This window comes from Rhizobium sp. 2MFCol3.1 (assembly GCF_000377565.1).
In the GTDB taxonomy this organism is placed as follows: domain Bacteria; phylum Pseudomonadota; class Alphaproteobacteria; order Rhizobiales; family Rhizobiaceae; genus Rhizobium.
In genome coordinates this window covers 170,036-191,056 of sequence record NZ_KB898355.1, presented here as the reverse complement: position 1 = coordinate 191,056, position 21,021 = coordinate 170,036, and the positions used below count along the sequence as shown (strand labels likewise).

The 21,021-nt window shown below is 62.5% G+C and carries 16 protein-coding genes; 12 read left to right on the top strand and 4 right to left on the bottom strand.

The window, feature by feature from the left end; genetic code table 11:
* The 8 genes from D460_RS0106790 (at position 1) to D460_RS0106755 (ending at position 9,444) form a co-directional block, all read left to right on the top strand.
* Positions 1-1,044, top strand: a complete 1,044-nt coding sequence (locus tag D460_RS0106790) for an ABC transporter ATP-binding protein (protein WP_018897772.1) — start codon at positions 1-3, stop codon at positions 1,042-1,044.
* Positions 1,037-2,068, top strand: coding sequence for an ABC transporter ATP-binding protein (locus tag D460_RS32695; protein WP_018897771.1), 1,032 nt, complete (start codon positions 1,037-1,039; stop codon positions 2,066-2,068). Before D460_RS0106790 ends, D460_RS32695 begins: the two co-directional genes overlap by 8 nt.
* A gap of 9 nt (positions 2,069-2,077) precedes the next feature.
* The gene (locus tag D460_RS32690) at positions 2,078-2,632 is read left to right on the top strand and encodes a TIGR02444 family protein (RefSeq protein ID WP_018897770.1); all 555 of its coding nucleotides are present in this window, start codon (positions 2,078-2,080) and stop codon (positions 2,630-2,632) included.
* Positions 2,629-4,008, top strand: coding sequence for an amidohydrolase family protein (locus D460_RS0106775; protein ID WP_018897769.1), 1,380 nt, complete (start codon positions 2,629-2,631; stop codon positions 4,006-4,008). Before D460_RS32690 ends, D460_RS0106775 begins: the two co-directional genes overlap by 4 nt.
* Positions 4,009-4,015: 7 nt before the next feature.
* On the top strand, positions 4,016-5,272 hold the full coding sequence (locus D460_RS0106770; protein WP_018897768.1) for a Zn-dependent hydrolase: 1,257 nt from the start codon (positions 4,016-4,018) through the stop codon (positions 5,270-5,272).
* Positions 5,273-5,335: 63 nt separating this feature from the next.
* On the top strand, positions 5,336-6,949 hold the full coding sequence (hutH, locus tag D460_RS0106765) for a histidine ammonia-lyase (protein WP_018897767.1): 1,614 nt from the start codon (positions 5,336-5,338) through the stop codon (positions 6,947-6,949).
* Between the two features lie 92 nt (positions 6,950-7,041).
* On the top strand, positions 7,042-8,916 hold the full coding sequence (locus D460_RS0106760; protein WP_018897766.1) for a LysR family transcriptional regulator: 1,875 nt from the start codon (positions 7,042-7,044) through the stop codon (positions 8,914-8,916).
* A 222-nt stretch (positions 8,917-9,138) separates the two neighbouring features.
* Positions 9,139-9,444, top strand: a complete 306-nt coding sequence (locus D460_RS0106755; RefSeq protein WP_018897765.1) for a hypothetical protein — start codon at positions 9,139-9,141, stop codon at positions 9,442-9,444.
* An 8-nt stretch (positions 9,445-9,452) separates the two neighbouring features.
* Here D460_RS0106755 and D460_RS0106750 read toward each other — a convergent pair whose 3' ends face one another.
* The 4 genes from D460_RS0106750 to D460_RS0106735 form a co-directional block, all read right to left on the bottom strand.
* Positions 9,453-10,499, bottom strand: coding sequence for an AI-2E family transporter (locus D460_RS0106750; protein WP_018897764.1), 1,047 nt, complete (start codon positions 10,497-10,499; stop codon positions 9,453-9,455).
* A gap of 153 nt (positions 10,500-10,652) precedes the next feature.
* Positions 10,653-12,467, bottom strand: a complete 1,815-nt coding sequence (locus D460_RS0106745) for an SLC13 family permease (RefSeq protein WP_018897763.1) — start codon at positions 12,465-12,467, stop codon at positions 10,653-10,655.
* 57 nt (positions 12,468-12,524) lie between these two features.
* Positions 12,525-13,046, bottom strand: coding sequence for a DUF1269 domain-containing protein (locus tag D460_RS0106740; protein WP_018897762.1), 522 nt, complete (start codon positions 13,044-13,046; stop codon positions 12,525-12,527).
* A gap of 140 nt (positions 13,047-13,186) precedes the next feature.
* Complete coding sequence (locus D460_RS0106735) at positions 13,187-14,299, bottom strand: alpha/beta fold hydrolase (protein ID WP_155947694.1); 1,113 nt, start codon at positions 14,297-14,299, stop codon at positions 13,187-13,189.
* 330 nt (positions 14,300-14,629) lie between these two features.
* Between D460_RS0106735 and D460_RS0106730 the strand changes: the two genes are divergently transcribed.
* From D460_RS0106730 to D460_RS34455, 4 genes are all read left to right on the top strand, one after another.
* Positions 14,630-16,459 (top strand): SLC13 family permease, encoded by a 1,830-nt coding sequence (locus tag D460_RS0106730; protein WP_018897760.1) that lies wholly within the window; start codon positions 14,630-14,632, stop codon positions 16,457-16,459.
* A 79-nt stretch (positions 16,460-16,538) separates the two neighbouring features.
* Complete coding sequence (locus D460_RS0106725; protein ID WP_018897759.1) at positions 16,539-17,981, top strand: amidohydrolase family protein; 1,443 nt, start codon at positions 16,539-16,541, stop codon at positions 17,979-17,981.
* Positions 17,982-18,245: 264 nt separating this feature from the next.
* Positions 18,246-19,307 (top strand): helix-turn-helix domain-containing protein, encoded by a 1,062-nt coding sequence (locus D460_RS0106720; RefSeq protein WP_018897758.1) that lies wholly within the window; start codon positions 18,246-18,248, stop codon positions 19,305-19,307.
* 378 nt (positions 19,308-19,685) lie between these two features.
* Entirely contained in the window at positions 19,686-20,735 is a 1,050-nt protein-coding gene (locus tag D460_RS34455) for a helix-turn-helix domain-containing protein (protein ID WP_018897756.1), read from the top strand.
* The last annotated feature ends 286 nt before the right edge of the window (positions 20,736-21,021 follow it).

The following is a 21,021-nucleotide window of genomic DNA, read 5'->3' as shown; positions in this document are numbered from 1 at the left end:
ATGATCGACCATCAAGACCAGCCCATTCTCGCCTGCCAGGACATGTCCTGCGAGATCGTCGCGCGCCCGAAGCCATTGAAGGTGCTTCAGCATATCGACTTTTCCGTCAACCGCCGCACCGCGCTCGGCATTGTCGGCGAGTCCGGCGCCGGGAAATCCATGCTGATCAAGTCCATCATGGGCATCGCGCCGGGAAGCGTCCGGGTCGATGGCCGGATTTCGGTGGATGGGCGCGACCTGTCAACCATGAAGCCGCGCGAGCGTGCACGCTTCATCGGCCGCAAGGTCGGCATCGTCTTCCAGAACCCAATGACCTCGCTCAATCCGTATGTGCCGATCGGCCGGCAGATCTCCGAAGCCTGCCAGCAGCATATCGGCCTTACGCGCAGCGAGGCTCGTCAGCGGGCAATCGATCTGCTCACCGTCGTCGGCATCGCCGACCCCGAAGACTGCTACGACTACTACCCGCATCATTTTTCCGGCGGCATGAAGCAGCGCATCATGATCGCCGCCGGCCTGATCTGCCATCCCGACCTTCTGATCGCCGACGAAGCGACCACCGCGCTCGACGTAACGGTGCAGAAGGAAGTTCTCGATCTCCTGCAGACCATCCAGCAGGAACGGCAGATGTCGATGATCCTGGTGTCACACAATCTCGGCGTCGTCGCCGGACGCACGGATGAGATCCTGGTGCTCTACGGCGGCCACATCGTCGAATACGGCCCGACGTCGGAGGTGTTCCGCAATCCGCGGCATCGTTACACCGAGGCGCTTCTCTCGGCCATGCCGCAGATGGACCAGCCGGCGCATACACGCCTCAGGACCATTCCCGGCCAGCCGCCGAGCCTGGCGAACCAACCGGCCGGCTGTCCCTTTGCACCGCGCTGCGGCGCTGCCCAGGGGCCATGCCACGTCTCGATGCCCGAGATGGTCAACGGCACCGACGACCGCCATCGCTTCGCCTGCCATTTCCCGCTGGATGCGACCGCGCGTCCGTCAGGCAAGCCAGACATCATTGCAAAAGGTGGGCTCGCACATGGCTGAGAACCCGAACACGACAGCCGCCAACGCGACCCCCTCGCCTCTGCTTGGTATCACCGACCTCTCGGTGCAATTTACCCGTTCCGGCAAGGTGATGCGCGCGGTAGACAATGTCTCGCTCCACGTCGCACCCGGTGAAACGCTTGGGCTCGTCGGAGAGAGCGGCAGCGGCAAGACGACCATCGGTCGCGCCGTGCTGCGGCTGCTGCCGGATGCCAATACGCGGTGGGACGGCTCCATCCGCTATCAGGGCACCGATATCGCCAAGCTGTCCAAGCGCGACATGCGCCGCATGCGCGGCCGCCTGCAGATGATCTTCCAGGATCCGGTATCGTCGTTCAATCCACGCCGCAGAATAGAGGATATTGTCGCCGAAGGCCTCATCATCCAGGGTGTTCCAAGGGCCGAACGTCAGGCACGCGTCGAACAGGCGCTTGCGGACGTCGGCTTTGCCCTTGCAGACGTCGCCGGCCGCAGGCCACACCAGTTTTCCGGTGGCCAGTGCCAGCGCATCGCCATCGCGCGGGCGCTCGCGGTCCAGCCGGAACTGATCGTCTGCGACGAGCCGGTGGCCTCGTTGGACGTGTCGGTGCAGGCGCATGTCATCAACCTGCTGCAGGATATCCGCGAGGCGCGCAATCTCGCGCTGATCTTCATCTCGCATGATCTGGCAGTCGTGAAGAACGTCAGCGACCGCGTCGCCGTGCTCTACATGGGGCGCATCGTCGAGGTCGGCACGGGAGAAGAGATTTACGATCGCCCGGCGCATCCCTACACGCGGAAGCTTCTGGAAGCCGTTCCCGTCGTGGATGCCAGCCGCAAGATCGAACCCGACACCGAGCGCACCGCGATCCCGTCGCGCATCCGCCCGCCGACCGGCTGCGCCTTCCGCACACGTTGCCCACGTGCGGCGGCCCGATGTGCCGACGAGGAACCGGCCCTGACGCAGGCGCCTCGCGGGCAGCTGGTCGCCTGCCATTTCCCGCATGACGAGGCAGCGCCCGGCATGACGGCAAAGACGGCATAGGAGCGTTCGATGCAGAAAACAGGCTTCGCCGCCCATGTCTGGCCCAACATGATCCTGCTCTACGCCGACAGCAGGATTGCGCAGCTCTGCCTGTCCCTGCAGGACGAATTCGACGCCGACGTGCCGGTTCTTCTGCTTCTCGTGCTTGCCGACCGACGTGGGATGTCTTGTGAGGATGAGGCTTTCCACAAGTTCCTGGCGGACGCGGCAACGTGGCGCGAGCTTGTGGTGCGGCCATTGCGAACCCTTCGGCGCGCCATGAAAGGCCATTGCGCGCCCGGCGCCGAGACTGCCCTGCGCGAGAATATCAAGCGCATCGAACTGCAGGCCGAACGGGTTCATGTCGCGCGCCTGGCAAAGGCGTTTCCGGTCAGCCCCGCTAGGGAAAAGCGCGAGCATGATCTCGCCGACCGTTACCTGATCGAGCGCGGCGTCCCCAGTGAACAGCGACGTGACTGCCTCTCGCTGTTCGACGCGGTCATCACCAGGCTCGTAAAGACAGCATACCCGCCCGACCACCAGCATACCAATCTCGATCCAGCAAGAAAGACGACTGCATCATGAGCGATTTCGACACAGTGATCCGCGGCACACTCGTCAACGAGGACGGCGTCACCGAAGGTGGCTTCGTTGCCATCCGCGACGGAAAGATCGCCATGCTTGGCGCCGGCACGCCGCCGGCCGCGCGCGAAATGCATGATTTCGGCAATGCTTTGGTCCTGCCGGGCACGATCGACGGCCAGGTGCATTCGCGCTCGCAGAAGGACCAGGAGGATTTTGTCTGGTCGACACGGTCCGCTGCCGCCGGTGGCGTGAGCACCATCGTCGACATGCCTTACGACGCCGGGGGCAAGCTGATCTGCACGGCCGATCTCCTGAAGGAAAAAGCCGCCAGCGCCGCGGAGCAGGCCCGCGTCGATTTCGCGCTCTACGGCACCATTCGCCCCTCGGAGGGGGCAACGCATATTGCCGAGATGGCCAAGGCCGGAGCCATCGGCTTCAAGTTTTCCACCTTCGAGACGGATCCGAACCGCTTCCCACGCATCCCCACGCCGCTGCTCCATGCCGCCTTCACTGAAGTCGCCAAGACCGGGCTTATTGCCGGCGTGCACAACGAAAACGACGAATGCGTGAAGGTCTGGAGCGAGGCGGTCAAGGCAACCGGCCGCACCGATTACCGCACCCACGGCGATTCCCGCCCAGCGATTGCCGAAACGCTTGCCATCGCCGAAGTCTACGAGATTGCCGAAGCCACCGGCTGCTCCGCCCATATCGTCCATTGCTCGGTAGGTCGCGGCTACGAGATGGCGCAGGCTTACCGCCAGCAGGGCGTGGATGCGACGATCGAGGCCTGCATTCATTACCTCGTCTGCAGCGAGGAGGAAGATGTCTCGCGGCTGATCGGTCGCGCCAAGTGCAATCCGCCAATCCGCTCGGCCAAGGAGCGCGAGAAGATCTGGGAACATCTGGCCGCCGGCCATGTCACCATCGTTTCTACCGACCACGTTTCCTGGAGCCTCTCGGCCAAATCCTCGAAGGTGATGCTGGAAAACTCCTCCGGCATGCCGGGCCTGGAAGTGCTGCCGAGCCTGCTGCTCGACGGCCTGACCGACCGCAACCTGCCGCTCACCTATGCGCCACGGCTGCTTGCCTCCAATCCGGCCCGCCTTTTCCGCCTTGCCGACCAGAAGGGTTCGCTGGCAATCGGGCTCGATGCAGACATCGCCGTCTTCGCCGAGCGCCCGCGCCTCTACGACCCGGCCGCCAGCGGCCACAACGTCGTCGGCTGGAGCCCCTATGAAGGTCGTCGCATTCGTCACGCGGCGATCGCGACTTTCCAACGCGGCGGCATGATCTTCGACGGCACCGACGTTCTGGCAAAGCCTGGTGCCGGCCGCTTCATCCGCCCGAGCGTCAATGCTCTAACGCCAGCCGCGTGACACTCCGATGACTTCGTTTCACAAGACAGACAGAGACCGTCTGCAACAGGATTTCGATGCTCTGGCCGCGATCACCGAGCCGGGCATTCCCTGGACCCGCCGGTCGTTCACGCCGATGTTCCTCAAGGGCCGCGATTACCTTGAGAAGCGTTTCGCCGAGGAAGGCCTGACCACCACGATCGACGCATCCGGCAACCTGATCGGCCGTTGGCAGGGTAGCGACCCAACGTTGCCGGTGCTGATGACCGGCTCGCACAGCGACACCGTTCCGAGCGGTGGCCGTTTCGACGGCATTGCCGGCATCCTCTGCGGTCTCGCCGCGATCCGCGCCCTGCGCGAGGCGGGATACCGCCCGCGGCATACGATCGAACTTGTCGATTTCCTTGCCGAAGAGCCCAGCGAATGGGGCCTCTCCTGCATCGGCAGCCGCGGCATGGCAGGCGCGCTTGATCCGGAACATCTGGCCATGAAAGGCCCCGGAGGCGAGGAGCTTGGCGATGCGATCAGCCGCGTCGGCGGCGCGCCGGAGCGTATCCGTCAGCATCAGCGCACGGATATCGGCCGCTTCGTCGAAATCCATATCGAGCAGGGGCCGGTTCTTGAACGGCTGAACGTACCGATCGGCATCGTCACCGCCATTGCCGGGATCGCTCGTCTGCGTATCCGCATTGAGGGCGAAGCTGCCCATGCCGGCACCGCGCCGATGACGATGCGCGCCGATGCGGGAATTGCGATGGCGGCGCTGGTGGTTCGATTGCGCGATGCGGCGCGAGCCGTCGAGGGCAACGGCCATTTCACCGCCACGATCGGCATCATCAAGTTCGAACCTGGTGGCGCCAATGTCGTGCCCGGCGCTGCCGAAGCGATCGTCGATATCCGCGCCGAGAACGACCAGGCCATGGACGACTTCCTGGCGCTCGCCGACGACCTAGCTGAGAAGGCCGCGGCGCAGGAAGGCTGCAAGGTCATCGCTGTCGAGAGATTGAGCCGAACCTTTGCCGTTGCCTGTGATCCGGCGCTTCGCGGCGTGATCGAAGCCGGTGCCGACGACCTTGGGCTTGGCACCTTGCCGCTCGCATCCGGCGCTGGCCACGACACCGCCTTCGTGGCGCGACTTGCCCCCGCCGCGATGATCTTCGTGCCGTCGAAAGACGGCAAGAGCCATACGCCGGAAGAATGGACCGACACCGAAGCAATTGCGCTCGCCGCTGATCTCCTGACGCGCACGCTTGTGCGGCTGGACACACAGTCCGACGCGCACTGACACCCCCCCGAAACATCCTCGACACAGCACGTCGAGCCCCCATCACCTGAAGGACACTGAAAAATGGAAACCATCATTCTCGACGGCGACAGCCTGACAATCGAGCAGGTCGTCAAGATCGCCCGCCAAAATGTGCAGGTCGAGATCGCGCCTGCCGCGCGTGCCGAAATCTCCAGGAAGCGCGCCTATATCGAAGAGAACTGGCTGACCGAAAACGCGCCTGCGACCTACGGCTTCAACACAGGTGTCGGCAAGCTAAAGGACTACAAGATCAACCAGGCGGACAACGAGCAGTTCCAGCTGAATATCGTACTTTCGCACTGCTCGGGCATTGGCGAGCCGGCCTCGGAGGAAATCGTTCGCGCCATGATGGCCGTGCGCATCAACGCCTTCTGCGTCGGCGTTTCGGGCCTTCGCATGGAAGTCGTCGATCGCCTCGTGCAGATGCTCAACAAGGGCGTCCACCCGGTCGTGCCGATCCAGGGTTCGGTTGGTGCCTCGGGCGATCTTGCCCCGCTGGCACACATGGTTTCCGTGCTGATCGGATATGAGGAAGCCGAAGCGATCTACAACGGCGAACGCATGCCGGCGCCGAAGGCGCTCGAGCTGGCAGGTATTTCGCCGGCCACCTTCGAACTGAAGGCGAAGGATTGCCTCGCGCTCATCAACGGCAACAGCCTGTGCGCCGGCATGGCCTCCCTGACGCTGTTCGATGCCGAGCGGCTGATGAAGACCGCCGATGCGATCGGCGCGCTGAGCCTGGAAGCGATCCGCGGCGAGCAGGCGGCCTTCGACGCCCGCATTCACGAGGTCCGCAAGCAGCCGGGACAGATCCTGACCGCGGAAAACATTCGCCGCCTCATCGAGGGAACACGCCGGGCGTCGGAATCAGCGCGCGCCGTCCATCTCGAAGACGACATCCTGCATCCCACCTACCATCCACGTGTACAGGACCAGTATTCCTTCCGCTGCCTGCCACAGGTTCATGGCAGCTGCCGCGACCAGCTCGAGCATGCCAAGACGATCATCACCCGCGAGCTGAACGCCGCCACCGACAATCCCCTGGTCTTCTGGAATGAAACCGGCGCGCTCGAATTCCTCTCCGGCGGCAACTTCCATTGCGAGCCGATCGCCTTTGCGATGGATCTCCTCGCCATCGCGCTTGTCGAGATCGGCAACATCTCCGAGCGTCGGCTTTTCGCGCTCTGCGACACGACGCTCAACTACGGCCTGCCGCCGAACCTCGCCGGCAAGCCGATCGGCCTGAACTACGGCTACGGCATCATCTCGACCGCCGCCGCCGCCGTCGCCTCCGAAAACAAGACGCTCGCCTTCCCGTCGGTGGCCGACACGATCCCGACCAAGAGCAGCCAGGAAGACCATGTGTCGATGGCAGCGTGGTCGTGCCGCAAGTCCCAGCAGGTTCTCGACAACCTGCCGAAGATCATCGGCGTCGAATGCCTGCTGGCGACGAAGGCGATCTTCCTGACCCGCCAGCCGCTCGGCGGCTTCAAGCTCGGCAAGGGCACGCAGGCGCTCTACGACGCTCTCGCCGCGGTCATCCCGCTGCAGGACGGCGATGGCTACATGCAAAAGCAGATCAAGCCGGCCTTCGCGATGGTCACCGAGGGCAAGGTCCTCGACACGGTGGAAGCGGCGATCGGTGCGCTGCGCTGAGTAAGCCATGGGGAAAGGGGCGCCACGTCCCCTTTCCCCATCCATGAGCCGCATGACCGTAGGATGCTGAAAATCCACGCTTGAGAGTCCCCATGGCGACGCATATCCTTTCCGGCATGGACAAAATCAGCGTCGAACTGCGGCTTCTGGCGAATTTCGTATCGGCCTGCCAGCATTCCAGGGTTTCGGAAGCCGCATTGGCCCTGGGGCATACGCCTTCGGCGCTGAGCACCGCGCTGCACAATCTGGAGGAACGCTTCGGGCTGCGCCTGTTCGTGCGCCAGGGGAGCTCCCTCGGGCTGCTGCCGGCTGCCTTCTGGCTGTTTCGCAACGCCTGCCAGCTGCTCTATCTGGAATCCTACGCGCGCGGCACGCTGTCCCTGCCGCATTCGAAGCTCGACCGGCTGGTTGTCCGGCTGGACCTCAGCCCCGCGATCGGCCGTTTTTCCAAGGCGCTGGTGCGAGCGACGCTGGAGCTGACGAAGCGGCACCCGGAGACCTTCGTGGAATGGCGCTTCGCGGGCCTGCAGGACCGGGCGCAGGACGAAATCTTCTCGGAAAGATCAGGCGTCGCATTTGAGGGGTCCGGCGAAACCGTCTCGATTTCCTATCAGCCACCCGATGGCAATGCGGGCGAACCGTTTCACCTAGCCAACGACCCTTGGATCATCACCGGCAGCGCCGACCGGGAGGTCAGGCTGTCCCAGGTGGATGCGCCTGTCGTCGTGATGAGGATGCGGCCGCACCTGCTGCAGGCGATCTCGGCCTATGCGCAGAACCATTCCCTCGATGGCCGGCTGAAATTCGTGGAGGACGATCCAAGCCAGCTGGGACGGCTGCTCCAGGAGTTTCCGCAGACCCGCTTCCTGATGCCGGCGAGCCTGATTGCCGATCGCATGGGCCTGTCGCGGCTGGATTGGGCGCCTCTTTCTCCTTTGCTCGTCTCTCCTCTACACGGTTTCCTGGGCGCCGCACCCTCCGCAAAGGGCCGGCTGTTCCTGGAACTCCTCAAGCGGGAACTGGGATCGGAAGAGCGCAGCGTCGACTTCGATCCCCAAATGACCGTCCGGCAGCTGCAGTACTTCAACCTGAGCTACCGCACCGGCGGCATCGCCGCGGCGGCGCGCGCGGCCCACGGATCGCAATCGGCCGTGTCGGCGCAGATTCACAAGCTGGAAACGTCAGTCGGCGGACGCCTGCTTCAGCGCCACCAGGAGGGGCAGACGCTGTCCCCCGCCGGCGCCAGGCTGCTGCCCTTCACGCTGGCAATCGAGGAGCGCTTGTCCTGGCTGATAAGGCAATCCACGGATATTGCCGCCCATACGCAGGCAAGCATCAAGATCGGCACGCTGCCCAGCTCGGGCCACGACAGCGCCCTGACCGACAAGATCGCGCGGGCGATGACCACCATTCACGCCAACTACCCAACCTGGAAGCTTCAGGTAAGCGAGGGTTCGAACCAGACGCTTCATGAAAAGATCAGGGCGGGCGAACTCAACCTCGCGATCGTCGGCGCGGCCCAGGCGCAGGCGTCGCGCATATCGCTCGGACCGAGCGAGCCGCTTTCGGTCGTGGCACATCCCTCGGTTTCGCTTCCAAACCGGCACGAGATGAGTGTCGCCGAGGTCTGCGGACTTCCCCTGGTTCTCGGCGCCGGACAGCTGAGCATCCACCAGATCTTCGCGCAGGCAGCCAAGGCGAGGAAGATCAGCATTACGCCCGTCATCGAGGTGGGCTCGCTCGCGCTCGCCATTGCCATGGTCCGCAGCTCACGCCTGTGCACCGTCCTGCCGGCATCCTCCGTGCGCAAGGACGTCGAGGCCGGCCTGCTCGCCACCGTGCCCATAAGAAGAGACGAAGTGCCCGGCGCCCTATCGATCATCTTCTCGTCGGATCGGGCTCTATCCGATGCCGAGCGGACCATCATTCAGGAACTGGTGCGCGCTTTCAAAAGTGGCCGAGAGTGAGGCACCGGGAAGCGGTCTTGGATGCCATATCAACCTCCAATATGTGAACCTCCCAAACCAACAGCGCGGGCGCAAAGCGAGGCAATAGACACATTCCTTATGCGTAGATCGTCCAAGGGATGGGCGCCGCGTCCCTAATCTAGCGGCGTGCCGTGACCACTCATTGACAAGGCTTCAACGCGGCAAATATCTCGCGGAGCTTTTCATCGATGGAGAGGCAAGATGCGCCTGAACATATGGACTGCGTTTGCTTTGGCTTCCTTGGTGGTGCTGACCGCTTCGCCGCCAGCACCCGCCTATGCCGTGACTGTCAACATTCACGTCGGCTCCGATCTCAACTTCGGCCGCGCGATCAGCTGCAGGCAAGGACAACAACTCCTCCAAAACCGCGGCTTCCGCAATGTGCGGCGCATCGATTGCAGTGGCCGAACATTTATCTATCACGCAAGACGCGGCAGCAGCGATTTCGAGATTGCGCTCAGCGCCCACACAGGCCGCGTGATCCGCATGACCAGGCTTCGTCGGTAGACATCCGATCAGCCTGAGCGTCGAGGTTTGTCCTCCCGTTCGCTTGGCGCGCCCAGGATTTCCGCTATCCAGCGCGTCGAGGAAAACCGTGCGCAGAAGGTAAGAATAGCGATCGTGATCGGTACGCCAATGAAGGCGCCGAATACGCCCCAGACGAACGACCATGAAAAGACGGAAAACAGGACCAGGAACGGCGACATCGCGAGCGCGTAGCCGGCAACACGCGGTTCGATATAACTCCCGATGACGAATTGGATGATGTTGAGCCCGGCGAAAATTAGTATCGCGGCCTCCGCCGAGCCGAATTGCGCCAGGGCATAAGCGCTCGGCAGCAATGTCGCGACGAAGGGCCCCATGAATGGGATGTAGTTCAGCGTGAATGCAATGACGCCCCATTCGGCTGCGAAGCGCAGGCCGAACAGCGCGGAAAGCACCCAGACCAGCGTGCCGGTGGCAAGGCTCATGACCGTGCGCACCGCCATGTATCGCCGCAGCTTGGCTGCCGTCTGCAATGCGCCGCCGATGATCGCATCCGCTTTTTCGTCGCTGAGAGCGTTTCGAATATTGCGGGCGATGGCCTCGGTATCGAGCAACCCCAGGAGCACATAAACGACCACAACGATCCAGAAGGAGATCATCGTGTTCAAGCGCGCCGTCGCTCCCTGCAGCACGCGCAAGAGCGAACCGAAGCTGAAATAGTCCGCCCATACCCCAGCGATGACGATGCCATGCCCGTCAAGCCATTGGACGAGATCGCCATAGAGCAGCTGGAAGCGAGCGGCATCGCTGACGATTGAACGGCCGATCCGCCCAAAACCCCAGGCGGATATCGAGGCCAGAGCGACGAAGACGCAGACGATCACCGCGACCACCACCGCCAGCGCCAGCAACTTGGGCAGGACGCGCTGCAGGCTCTTCTGAAGCGGCCAGACGAGGCCGATGATGAAGAGCGCACCGGCAACGGGCGCAAACACGCCGGCCGCCGTCCGCAGCACTCCAAAGACCGCTATCGCGGCAATGATGGCGAGGAGAGTGATCACGGCTCGGCTATTCATTCAGTCGACATCCCCTCCAACCGCCTTCGGGCGACCATCCTCACAAATATCATTGGGCCGACAATCGGTTGCCCGTCCCAAAAGCATGCCTGACGTCTCTAATCGGGGTGACGGTGACCTGCTCTCGGCCGCCGGCCGGTGTCCCGCCGACACCTAGTTGAACGGCCATATCCGCGGGACCAGGAAAACGGCCACGATGAAGAACCATGTCATCAAGGGCGTACCGAGTTTCCAATAGTCGCCGAACCGATAGCCGCCCGCGCCCATGACCATCATATTGGTTGTTGTCGCAATCGGCGTCATGAAGGATGCGGATCCGGCGATGCAAAGGCTCATCAAAACCGGGTGCGGCTGGATATGCATCGCGGCGGCCGCCGCCATTGCGATCGGAATGACCAGCATCGTCGTCGCCGTATTGCTCATAACCTGCCCCAACACCGCCGTGAGTACAAAAAGACCTGCCACGAGAGCGCTCGGTCCAGCCGAGCCGAGCGCGGAGACCAGTTCGTCGGCGACGAACTTCGCCGTGCCGGATTGTATCATCGCCGTTGAGATCGGCATCATCGCGCCGATGAGGATGACCGTCGTCCAATGAACGGCGCGATAGGATTGCTCGACGGTGATCGCGCCGGAAGCAACAAGCACGCAGGCGCACAGGATGCCCGCGACGGCGGGCGGCACGACGTTCGATGCCAGCATGACGACGAGCCCGATCAGTGTCGCCACGGCGACCTTGGCGCCCGGGCCCATCGGCACTGCGTGGCGGCGAACGAGATCGGGGGAATCGACCACGAGAACATCGGGATCATCCAGGCGCAGATCGAGCGCCTCCCAGCTTCCTTCGAGAAGTATAGTATCGCCGGCCTTGAGCACAGGGTTGGCATAGTCGATTTCCGCGCCGCCGCGATGCACCGCCAGGACGACGAGGTCGCCGCTCTCGGTGGCGAGGCCGGGAAACATCGATTGGCCGATCAGCTTGGATCGCGGCGGGATCATCACCTCGGCTAGACCGGACCTGCGGTTGAATGCGGTGCTGCCGCTGCCCGTCGGCGCATCCTCGCGAACGGCAAGATGGAGCCGGGCGGCCACTTCGGCGACAGCCTGGGCGGTGCCTCGCACAAGCAGGTAGTCATCGGCAATCATGGCCCTGTCCCGCACAGGAAGACCGGATGCGGCGGCCTGGACGGCCATCACCTGAATATCGCTAGCGGCACCCAGATCGATGTTTTCAGTGGGCAACCCAACCAGAGGCGAGACCCGCCGAATGCGAAGCCGGAAGAGCCCGTCCTCAAGGCCATAATGTTCGACTAGCGTTTGGGCGTGGCCGCTGAAATCGGCGGGCAGCCGTGCATTCGTCTGCCGGGGCAGCAGATACTTGCCCAGCAACAGGATAATGAAGACGGTCCCGGCAAGAAGTGGAACGCCGACAAGGGCGAACTCTGTGAAGCCAAAGCCTTGAAGGCCCGCATCTTCAAGCGCCTCCGAAACGAGGAAATTCTTAGGCGCCCCGGTCAGCAGCAGGTTCGCGCCGGCATGGGCGGAGAATGCTAAGGGCATCAGCAGTTGCGCGGGTGACTGGTTTAGCCGCACGGCCGCGAACACCGCGATGGGCATCAGAGCCGCCACGGCGCCGCTGCCGCTTAAAAGCGACGTCAGGCACCCAACGGAGATCATCAGAACAAACAAAAGGCGGCTGCGGTTGTTCTGACCTGCGAGCGAGATCAGCGCTTGCCCGCACCACGCGGTAACGCCGGTTCTCTCAAGCGCTGCGCTGACGATGAAGAGGCTGGCGACGAAGAGCACGGCGCGATCGCCAAAGCCGGCCAGTGCCTGATCCAGAGTGACGAGCCCTGCAGCCCACAGCGAAAGCGCCGCCGCGAAGGCGACGGCGATGACAGGCAGCCTGTTCCACGCAAAAAGAACGATCGTCGCGAGGATGATGCAGCAGGTCGTCTGGATCGGGGTCAAGCAGGCCCTCCCCGTCTAGCGCCCCGGTATCGATGAGACCTCCCATGCATGGCGGCGTTACGAGGTCGCCGCTGGCGCCGTCTCCGCTTCTGCCTGCGCCGCGGACAGGGCTTCACGCAATTCGGCCTCCCTGGTCTCATCGAAGGACGTCTGCAGCAGTTCGCCGCCGATGCCCTTGAGGTCGGCCAGCACCTTATCAGCGGTCATCTTGCGCACGAGCAGGAACAGCCCGGCCGTGCCCGGCTGCAAGGCCGACGCAGCCTTCTTCATGAATTCGTCGTTAATGCCGACATCGCTGAGTTGGCCCGCAAGCGCACCGGACGCAGCGCCCAGCGCGGTGCCGACCAATGGCATCAGAAAGATCGCTCCGATCAGCGTTCCCCACAAGGCGCCCGAGGCAGCACCGCGTGCGGTAAGATTGACCATCTGATTGAGCTTGATCTGAGCCTTCTCGTTCTTCACGACGACAACCGCGTCTTCCAGTTCGATGAGATATTCCTGCTGCAGCTCCAGCACCTTCTGCCGCACCTCTTCGGCCTTTGCTTCCGTTGGGAACCCGATGAAAATCAGATCGCTCATGCCCGCACCCTTTTGCTGAAAAGTCGACCATTGGCGATGCCCAGGCACGCCCTGCGACTACGCTAGCAATTGCCGCGAAAATATTGATGCGCGGCGAATCCCAATATTGCGCCGGTCGTCCCATTTTCGACCTGGGCGTCTCATTGGCTGGTCGCCATGTCGAAGATCAGGATCGGCGCGGCAACCGCAAAGGTCGCGGCGGCGCCGATCGCATCGACCGCCGTCGTGGGCCTCGCAACATCAGCGTCCGAGATTTGCTGCCCTTGCACCAGCCGATCGCCGATCAAACGAACGGCCTCGGGGCTGGTGGCGAACAGCGCGTGATTGACCCGATCACCCGAACTCAGCGCGCTCAGATCCAGGACCGTGACACCCTGCAGATCCGACAGTGTCCGCCGGTAATCCTCCTGCGTAGGGTCGATGCCGCCTAGACGGGCATCTCCGCGCGCAATGAACCGCGACAGCCGAAGCGCCAAGTCGTTGCGCGCGACGAAAATCGTGATCTTGGGCCGCTTCGGCCCCATATCCTCCACCTGCCGGCGGAAGACACCGACATCCAGGTCCGGGGAAGCGAGGATGAGGCTAGAGACCTTGCTCGGCACGCCACCGCGCCGCAGAGCGACCTGCCGGATCGCCTCGACCGTGAGCCAGGCACCCATGGAATGGGCGAGCACCACCACCTCGTTGATCGATTGGCTGTCGATCGCGGCCTCAAGCAGGTTCGCCAAATCCGATCGCGAGTAGGATGCGTTATCCAGGTCGCGTTTGTAATCGAGAAACCGCCCGCGCGACGGCCATGAAAAGAGGATCGGAACTGCATCCGCATCGGAATCGTGCACGAGCTGCGCAAAGCGGAAAACCGCGCGATCGAAGGTCGTGCTGTAGCCGTGCACGAAGACGAAGGCGCGCCGTTTGTGGGCCCCTGGGGCACGAAACGCGGCGGCGACATCTTCGCGCTTGATCGGGGTTATCGATGTCGCGGCGAAGGTCCGCTCGGGATCGCCGGGAGAACGGCGCGGCAGTTCGAGCGTCCCCGCCTTGCGGTTTGGAGGAACTGAAATCCCGATCCGGGTGTAAGAAACAGATGTGCCTCGTTCGCCGCCGTAGAGCACCGCGGGGTCCTGGACGGGCGCCCGCGTCGTCGCCGCGATAAGCGTGATCTGATCGGAGTCTTTTGCCGGGTGGGTGACGTTCAACAGTCCCGCCTGCGGACCAGCGCAGGCCAGCAGGCATGCATTGAGAACCAAAACCATGAACAGCCGCCGCCAGCGCATCCTTACCTCGGCACCTCAGGGCGGCGATGCGAGACCGCTTTGCCAGCACGCATGGTCACCATAAGAAATACTTGCTCCGCGACCCGTCAGTTTCACCTGCTTCCAGACTTCACACGGGGTCAATAGCTTCAACGATGAAATCGAATGAAGCCTGAATACTCCGGGACGCACAGCGTAGCTTCGGGACGCTCGGCTCATGACATCTAGTATCCCCCGGCTCATCCTGTGGGTCGGTTTCACATGCTCTGAGCGGTCATCAGCGCCTTTGAAATCGCCTCAAGATCAGGTCTTCTCAAAGGGATAGTGGAATTGAGTCCGGTAGCCCTCGTTGCGATCATCGTCGCTGCAGCGATCGTTCTCTTCGTGTGGAACAAGCTGCCTGTCGCGGTTGTCGCAATGCTGGTGTGCTTGTCCCTGTGGGCCTCGGGCGTCCTCAGTCTCGACCAGGCGCTCGCGGGCTTCGGCGATCCAGTCGTCATCTTCATCGCGACGCTCTTCGTTGTCAGCTCGGCGCTCGAAATTACCGGTGTGACCGCCTGGATCGGCAAGCACCTGATCCGCGCAGCAGGCCAAAAAAGCCGCAACCGCTTTCTCGTCCTGATGATGAGCCTCGCAGCGATCCTGGCGATGTTCGTCGGGACGACCGGGGCTGTCGTGGCGCTATTGCCCGTTGTCATCGTGATTGCGGTCCGCCTTGGCCGAAAGTCCTCGCAACTTCTCATGCCGCTTGCCTTCGCGGCGCATGCCGGCTCCATGCTGGCACTCACAGGGACGCCGGTGAATGTCCTTGTGTCCGACGCCGCCATCGACGCGGGTTTTGCCGGCTTCGGCTTCTTCGAATTCGCGCTGGTTGGCCTTCCGCTGCTCCTCGGCAGCATGGCGGTCATCATGCTTCTCGGCGAGCGCCTTTTGCCGCAACGAAATGGCGCAACCATACCCGCGGATTTCAGCCGGCACGCGCGGACGCTGGTCGAGCAATATGGGCTTGGCAATGACATCCACCGCCTGCGGATTCGCGGCTCTTGCCACTATGTCGGCAAGACGCCTGCGACAATCGAGATCGCGCGCCATGAGGGCATGCAGCTGGTCGCCGTGCACGAGGGCGACACGGCACGGCCAATCAGCCGGCCGCACATCGCGGAAGGCGATCATCTTCTCCTGCGCGGCGACGCCGATGTCGTCGCGAAGTTCGCGGCGGAGACGCACCTGTCCTTTCGCGAGCAGGCAGGAGGCGCCGACGACATCCTCTTCACGCACAAATCGGGATTGGCGGAAGTGGCGATCCCACCCCGATCGGGTCTGATCGGGCAAAGCGTCTTCCCCGGCATGGTGACCGAGAGCGGCGATCTGATCGTCCTCGCCGTCCAGAAAGCCGGCACTCAGATCGATGAAATCGAGGCAAATAGCCAGACAGGCGCGGTCGTGCTCGGCGCCGGCGATACGATGCTGCTGCAGGGAACCTGGAAAGCGCTGGACACGCGGCTCAGCGACCCGGATGTGCTGACAGTTGGCTCCCCGGATCTCGTTCGCCGGCAAGCCGCGCCAATGGGCGGCGACGCAAAGCGGACCGCCGCGATCTCGGCTGCGATGATCCTTCTTCTCGCGACCAGCCTCGTGCCGCCGGCTGTGGCAGGCTTGCTGGCGGCTGGAGCAATTGTCCTCTCGGGGATCCTGACGCCGGAACAGTCCTGCAATGCGATCGGCTGGACGACCGTGGTGCTCGTCGCGGCGATGAAGCCACTCGGCACCGCGATGACGGAAACCGGCGCCGCGCAACTCGCCGCCGATCACCTTCTCTATATTCTCGGGCAGAGCAGCCCGACCATGCTTCTGGCAGGTCTGTTTCTGCTGACCGCGCTGCTCGGACAGTTCATCAGCAACATGGCGACCGCCTTGATCGCAATCCCGATCGGGGTTGCGGCGGCGGCCGGCATGGGCATCTCCCCACGTCCCGTGATGATGAGCATCGCCGTCGCGGCATCGGCAGCCTTCCTGACGCCGATAGCAGCGCCGGCGAACGCCTTGGTCATGGGGCCCGGCGGCTACACTTTCGGCGAATACTGGAAACTGGGTTTGCCGCTGCTTGCCTGGTTTTTTGTCGTGGCCGTCTTCATCGTCCCGCTCGTCTGGCCGTTCTAGGTCGAGGGCAGTGCCATTACAGATCATGTTGCGGCCATGCAGATCGGCCGCAACGCAAAGAAACCAGGGAGGAAAAGCCATGCTGCGGATGGGAGAGAAGTATCGCCACCTTGTTCACGACGCGGGCTGCGGCTGTTCGCATCCGGACCTGCAACGGGCTTCGCGTCGGCTGGAAGCCTTCTCGCGACGCGATCTCCTGTCAGGCCTAGCGGCGACCGCCCTGGTCGGTGCCCTGCCCGCGCAGGGTCTGGCGCAAGCGACGACCAAGCCGAACACGACCCTCTTGAGCAACGCCCGGCTCTTCGACAGCAAGGCCGGCACGGTTGTCGACAATGTCCAGGTGCTGATCAGCGACAACCAGATCGCCAATGTCGATCGTTCCCATGCGCCGCCGCCCGACGGCGCAACCGTTCTGGACTGCCGAAACGGCGTCATCATGCCGGGCCTCATCGATGCGCACTGGCACACGATTTTCGCAGCGGTGCCGCTGAACCTGCTCCTCGGCGGAGATCCCGGTATCGTCTTCGCCGCTTCCACCGCTGAAGCCGAGCGCACGCTGATGCGCGGCTTCACCACGGTGCGCGATCTTGGCGGCCCTGTCTTTTCATTCAAGCAAGCGATCGACGCCGGCCTCATCCCCGGACCCCGCATCTATCCGTCCGGCGCCATGATCACCACATCGGGCGGGCATGGCGACCTGCGTCTTCCCACCGAGATTCCGAGGGACGGAAACAAGCTAAGCAGCGGCGAACTTTTTGGAGGCGCTGCGATCGTCGACGGTGTAGCCGAATTGCAGCTTCGTGTACGCGAGCAGCTTCTGCAGGGCGCTTCCCAGGTAAAGATCGTCGGCAGCGGCGGTGTTTCATCGCCGCGCAGCCCGCTTGATATGATCACCTTCAGCGAGGACGAACTGCGCGCCGCGGCTAGCGTTGCTGCGGACTGGAACACCTATGTCGCCCTCCATGCCTACACCACCCGAGCCGTTCAACGCGCCCTGCGCGCGGGCGTGACCTGCATCGAGCACGCTCATCTGATCGATGAAGAGACAGCGATCATGATCGCCGAAAAGGGCGTGTGGCTGAGCACCCAGCCCTTCCTGACGATGGCGGACGCTGCCTCTCAAAGCGGCCCCGGCGTCGAGCGCGCCAAGCAGATTTTCCTCGGAACCCCGACGCTCTACCAATATGCGCGCAAGCACGGCATCAAGACCGCCTGGGGATCTGACGTGCTCTTTTCTCCGGAACTTGGACCACGGCAGAACATCATGCTGACCCATCTGGGCAACTGGTACAAGAACGCCGAGGTGCTGCAGATGACGACATCAGGCAACGCGCAACTGCTCGAACTCTCCAACTTGCGCAACCCTTATCCCGGCAAGCTCGGCGTCATCGAAAAAGGCGCCCTGGCGGACCTGGTTGTCGTCGATGGCAACCCGACGGAAGACCTGAGCCTGGTCGAAAATCCGCAGAAGAATTTCCTGGCGATCATGAAGGATGGGCGGCTGCACAAGAACAGCCTTTAACACAGCGGACCTTTCACGAGCGGCGCAAGCCAGATCCCAGCTCCTCCCACATCCGGAAACACGTTAACCGGGAAAATGGACGCGCATTGCGTCTTTCTTTTACATAGCAAGAATTGTATTAGTGATCTTCGCTTTAGATTTACCTTCCGCACGCAGTCAACATTGCCGTCGTGGTGCAAATCAGCTTCCCTCCGGGTGCACCACCGCCTTCGTCGATACTGATCACTTCATGCTTGCTTAGTCTTGTGTTCAAGGAGCGACATCATGAATGCACGGGTAGAATTGGGGTCGACATCCGCCGCGGCTTTCGCGGACGAACCACTGAGATGCGCAATCGAATGTGATACTTCACGCGCTCGCGCGCCGGAGCGGTTCGAGGTTTTTCGAAACTGGCATTCGTCCATCCTCGATGTAGGCCTGAAGAGCGGCGAGACGAATACCTTCGAGGCGACGGAGAAAATCTGGCAGCTCGGCGATATCGCCTTTGCCGTCATCGATGCGTCTCCCGATCATCTCCTGCGGTGGGAGCACAAGAGAAAGCCGGCCGTCGACAATTGGGTCGTCAGCGTAAAAAACAGCGGCGTATCGAGCACAGCCGATAGAACCTCCCGGCGAAAGCTTGGCATAACGAACCTCACGGCGCCGCATGCCTGCGAAAGCGAGGGGCGGTTGATCGCGCTCTTTCTGCCATACAACATGGTTGATGCGTCCCTCCACCCGGAGATCGCGGACGACGACGCTGAGTTCCTCGCCGACTATCTGATCCTCCTGCATCACAATCTCACTCACCTGCGCCGAAGCAACGTTGCGAGGGTCGCCGAAGCGACCATACACATGCTTGCAGCCGTGCTCGCACCCTCTCACGAGAAGATGGCGCAGGCACAGGCGCCCATCGATGCCGTGATAACGACCCGCGCCATCAGGGCGATCGATGCCAAGCTTGCAGACCCGGGCCTAAGCCCGGAGTATCTTTGCAAAAGTGTCGGCGTATCGCGCTCGCGCCTCTACCGGATTTTCGAACCGGCGGGCGGAATCTCCAACTATATCCGCCGAAAACGACTGCTTGAGACGCGCCGCGCGCTGGCCGATAGCGCCAATGTGCACTCGATCGCGCAGATCGCGGAGAATATGGGCTTTACCGATCCATCGACCTACAGCCGCATGTTCAAGCGCGAATTCGGACTGTCGCCGAAGGAAGTGCGGGCGCTGGGCTGGCAGGGAATGCTGCATCCGGGCTCGCTCAAGATGGATCAGGCAGGTGGCAGCAATCCCACATTGAACACGCTGCTCATCAGCAATTCACTCGGCATGTCGATGGGCAACTGACAAATTTGGCGAGATTGCGTTCCTTCTGCTTGGTGGGGCAGAAATGGACACTCTGCACAGAATTGGGATGGAATGCATATATTCAAACCGGAACATATGAATAGAGTTGCGTGATATCGACACGCAATTGCAACCACTAATGCCCTGCCTGAACTCTGCTTTCTAGGTTCGACCAACGTGCTTTCTCGTTCCTCTCGGCCAGCGCCCTGTTGCTGATGAGCCGACGTTTCGTGATCGCCATCGAACAAGGAGTAATGCTCATGAACGCCGGAACAGCATTGGCGATCCGCCCCACCGTGCCTCTAAACACGCGCGACATCTTCCTCTCCACACAACCAACCTTCTGTCAGTCATAGGCTCTCAACAGCAGGATGGATCATGCAGCACGACAGCAACATCGCCGGCAAGGACGAGGGCCAAGCTCCCCTCACATGCGTCGTCGACATCGACACATCCGCCGCGCCGCCCGCCGAACAATTTGATCTCTACCGATCCTGGAATGCCAATCTCGGCGATGTCACGCTGCTGCGGGAAAAGTTCAGTGCGTTCACCGCGCATCAGCAGGTCTGGCAGCTCGGAAGCCTCGCGCTGATGTCGCTGGATTACCGTGGCACCGGTTATCGCCGTCGATGGAACAACAAGAAGGATCCCGTTTTTGATCACTGGATCCTCAGCGTCCCGTTGACGGCCTCGGACAATGGCGGCCCGAGCATTCCCGGCCAGCTGCACTGGCATTGCCTTGCCGCGCCCTACGAGGCGGAAGGCGAGGATGACGGCGCGCTTGCGCTTCTGCTTCCCCGCGACTTCGCGTTCTCGCAGCCCTATGACCTCGCCATTCGCCCCGAGATGGCGGCCATGATCGTGGATTACCTCCAGCTTCTCCACCGCTCCCTTCCCAACCGGATGGAGAGAGACGCCGAACATATCGCGGTCGCGACGATCACATTGCTCGCCGCCTGCCTTGCGCCATCGCGCGATCACCTTGTCGAAGCCGAAGGACCGATCAACGGCGTTATCATGGCGCGCGCCAAGAAGCTCATTGCCGCGCAGCTTGCCAAGCGCGATCTATCGCCGGAAAAGCTTTGCCGCGATCTGAATATTTCGCGGTCCCGGCTCTATCGGATTTTCGAGGCCAGCGGCGGCATTTCCAATTACATCCGCCGCCAACGACTGCTGCGTACCAGGGACATCCTTTCGGACGACAAGGACCGGCGCTCCATCTCGCTGATTGCCGAAGAATGGGGCTTCATGGATCCATCGACATACAGCCGAACCTTCCGTCGTGAGTTCGGGATGACGCCGAAGGAGGCCCGCGAGACCGGATGGCTGCGGATCAATGAGGCGCCGAGACTTTCCGCCGCCCATTTCGCCGGCGGTCCGCCTTGGCGCTCCCTGCTGGCGAGCGGTGATATAGCGAACCGCTCTTAGCCGCCCCTGGGAACATCCTCCCAAGCACCGCCGGACCGCGCGCGGCACCGTCCGCGTTTGTGACAGCGTGGCTACTTGCTCGTGGCTGTGCAGTTTATCCCAGCGTCGTGCACAGTATCCATTTCTGCGAGAATGAGCGCGAAACCACTGTTTAAACGGCATTTTCCGCTTTCCGGGCCATGCCCTGCGGAAATAAGCTTCGAGTGCCGCCGTCGGAGCGCGAGGTCTGAACTCGCGTTTCGTCCACCGCTTCGGCCATGGCCATTGACGCTTTCAGGAGTGTGAC

Excerpts from the sequence above, each read along its gene's own strand:
- D460_RS0106725 (WP_018897759.1), top strand. The coding sequence starts at position 16,539 with ATGCTGCGGATGGGAGAGAAGTATCGCCACCTTGTTCACGACGCGGGC.
- D460_RS0106755 (WP_018897765.1), top strand. The coding sequence starts at position 9,139 with ATGCGCCTGAACATATGGACTGCGTTTGCTTTGGCTTCCTTGGTGGTG.
- D460_RS0106775 (WP_018897769.1), top strand. The coding sequence starts at position 2,629 with ATGAGCGATTTCGACACAGTGATCCGCGGCACACTCGTCAACGAGGAC.
- D460_RS0106735 (WP_155947694.1), bottom strand. The coding sequence starts at position 14,299 with ATGGTTTTGGTTCTCAATGCATGCCTGCTGGCCTGCGCTGGTCCGCAG.
- D460_RS0106770 (WP_018897768.1), top strand. The coding sequence starts at position 4,016 with ATGACTTCGTTTCACAAGACAGACAGAGACCGTCTGCAACAGGATTTC.
- D460_RS32690 (WP_018897770.1), top strand. The coding sequence starts at position 2,078 with ATGCAGAAAACAGGCTTCGCCGCCCATGTCTGGCCCAACATGATCCTG.
- D460_RS34455 (WP_018897756.1), top strand. The coding sequence starts at position 19,686 with ATGCAGCACGACAGCAACATCGCCGGCAAGGACGAGGGCCAAGCTCCC.
- hutH (WP_018897767.1), top strand. The coding sequence starts at position 5,336 with ATGGAAACCATCATTCTCGACGGCGACAGCCTGACAATCGAGCAGGTC.
- D460_RS0106750 (WP_018897764.1), bottom strand. The coding sequence starts at position 10,499 with ATGAATAGCCGAGCCGTGATCACTCTCCTCGCCATCATTGCCGCGATA.
- D460_RS0106760 (WP_018897766.1), top strand. The coding sequence starts at position 7,042 with ATGGCGACGCATATCCTTTCCGGCATGGACAAAATCAGCGTCGAACTG.
- D460_RS0106790 (WP_018897772.1), top strand. The coding sequence starts at position 1 with ATGATCGACCATCAAGACCAGCCCATTCTCGCCTGCCAGGACATGTCC.
- D460_RS0106740 (WP_018897762.1), bottom strand. The coding sequence starts at position 13,046 with ATGAGCGATCTGATTTTCATCGGGTTCCCAACGGAAGCAAAGGCCGAA.
- D460_RS0106720 (WP_018897758.1), top strand. The coding sequence starts at position 18,246 with ATGAATGCACGGGTAGAATTGGGGTCGACATCCGCCGCGGCTTTCGCG.
- D460_RS32695 (WP_018897771.1), top strand. The coding sequence starts at position 1,037 with ATGGCTGAGAACCCGAACACGACAGCCGCCAACGCGACCCCCTCGCCT.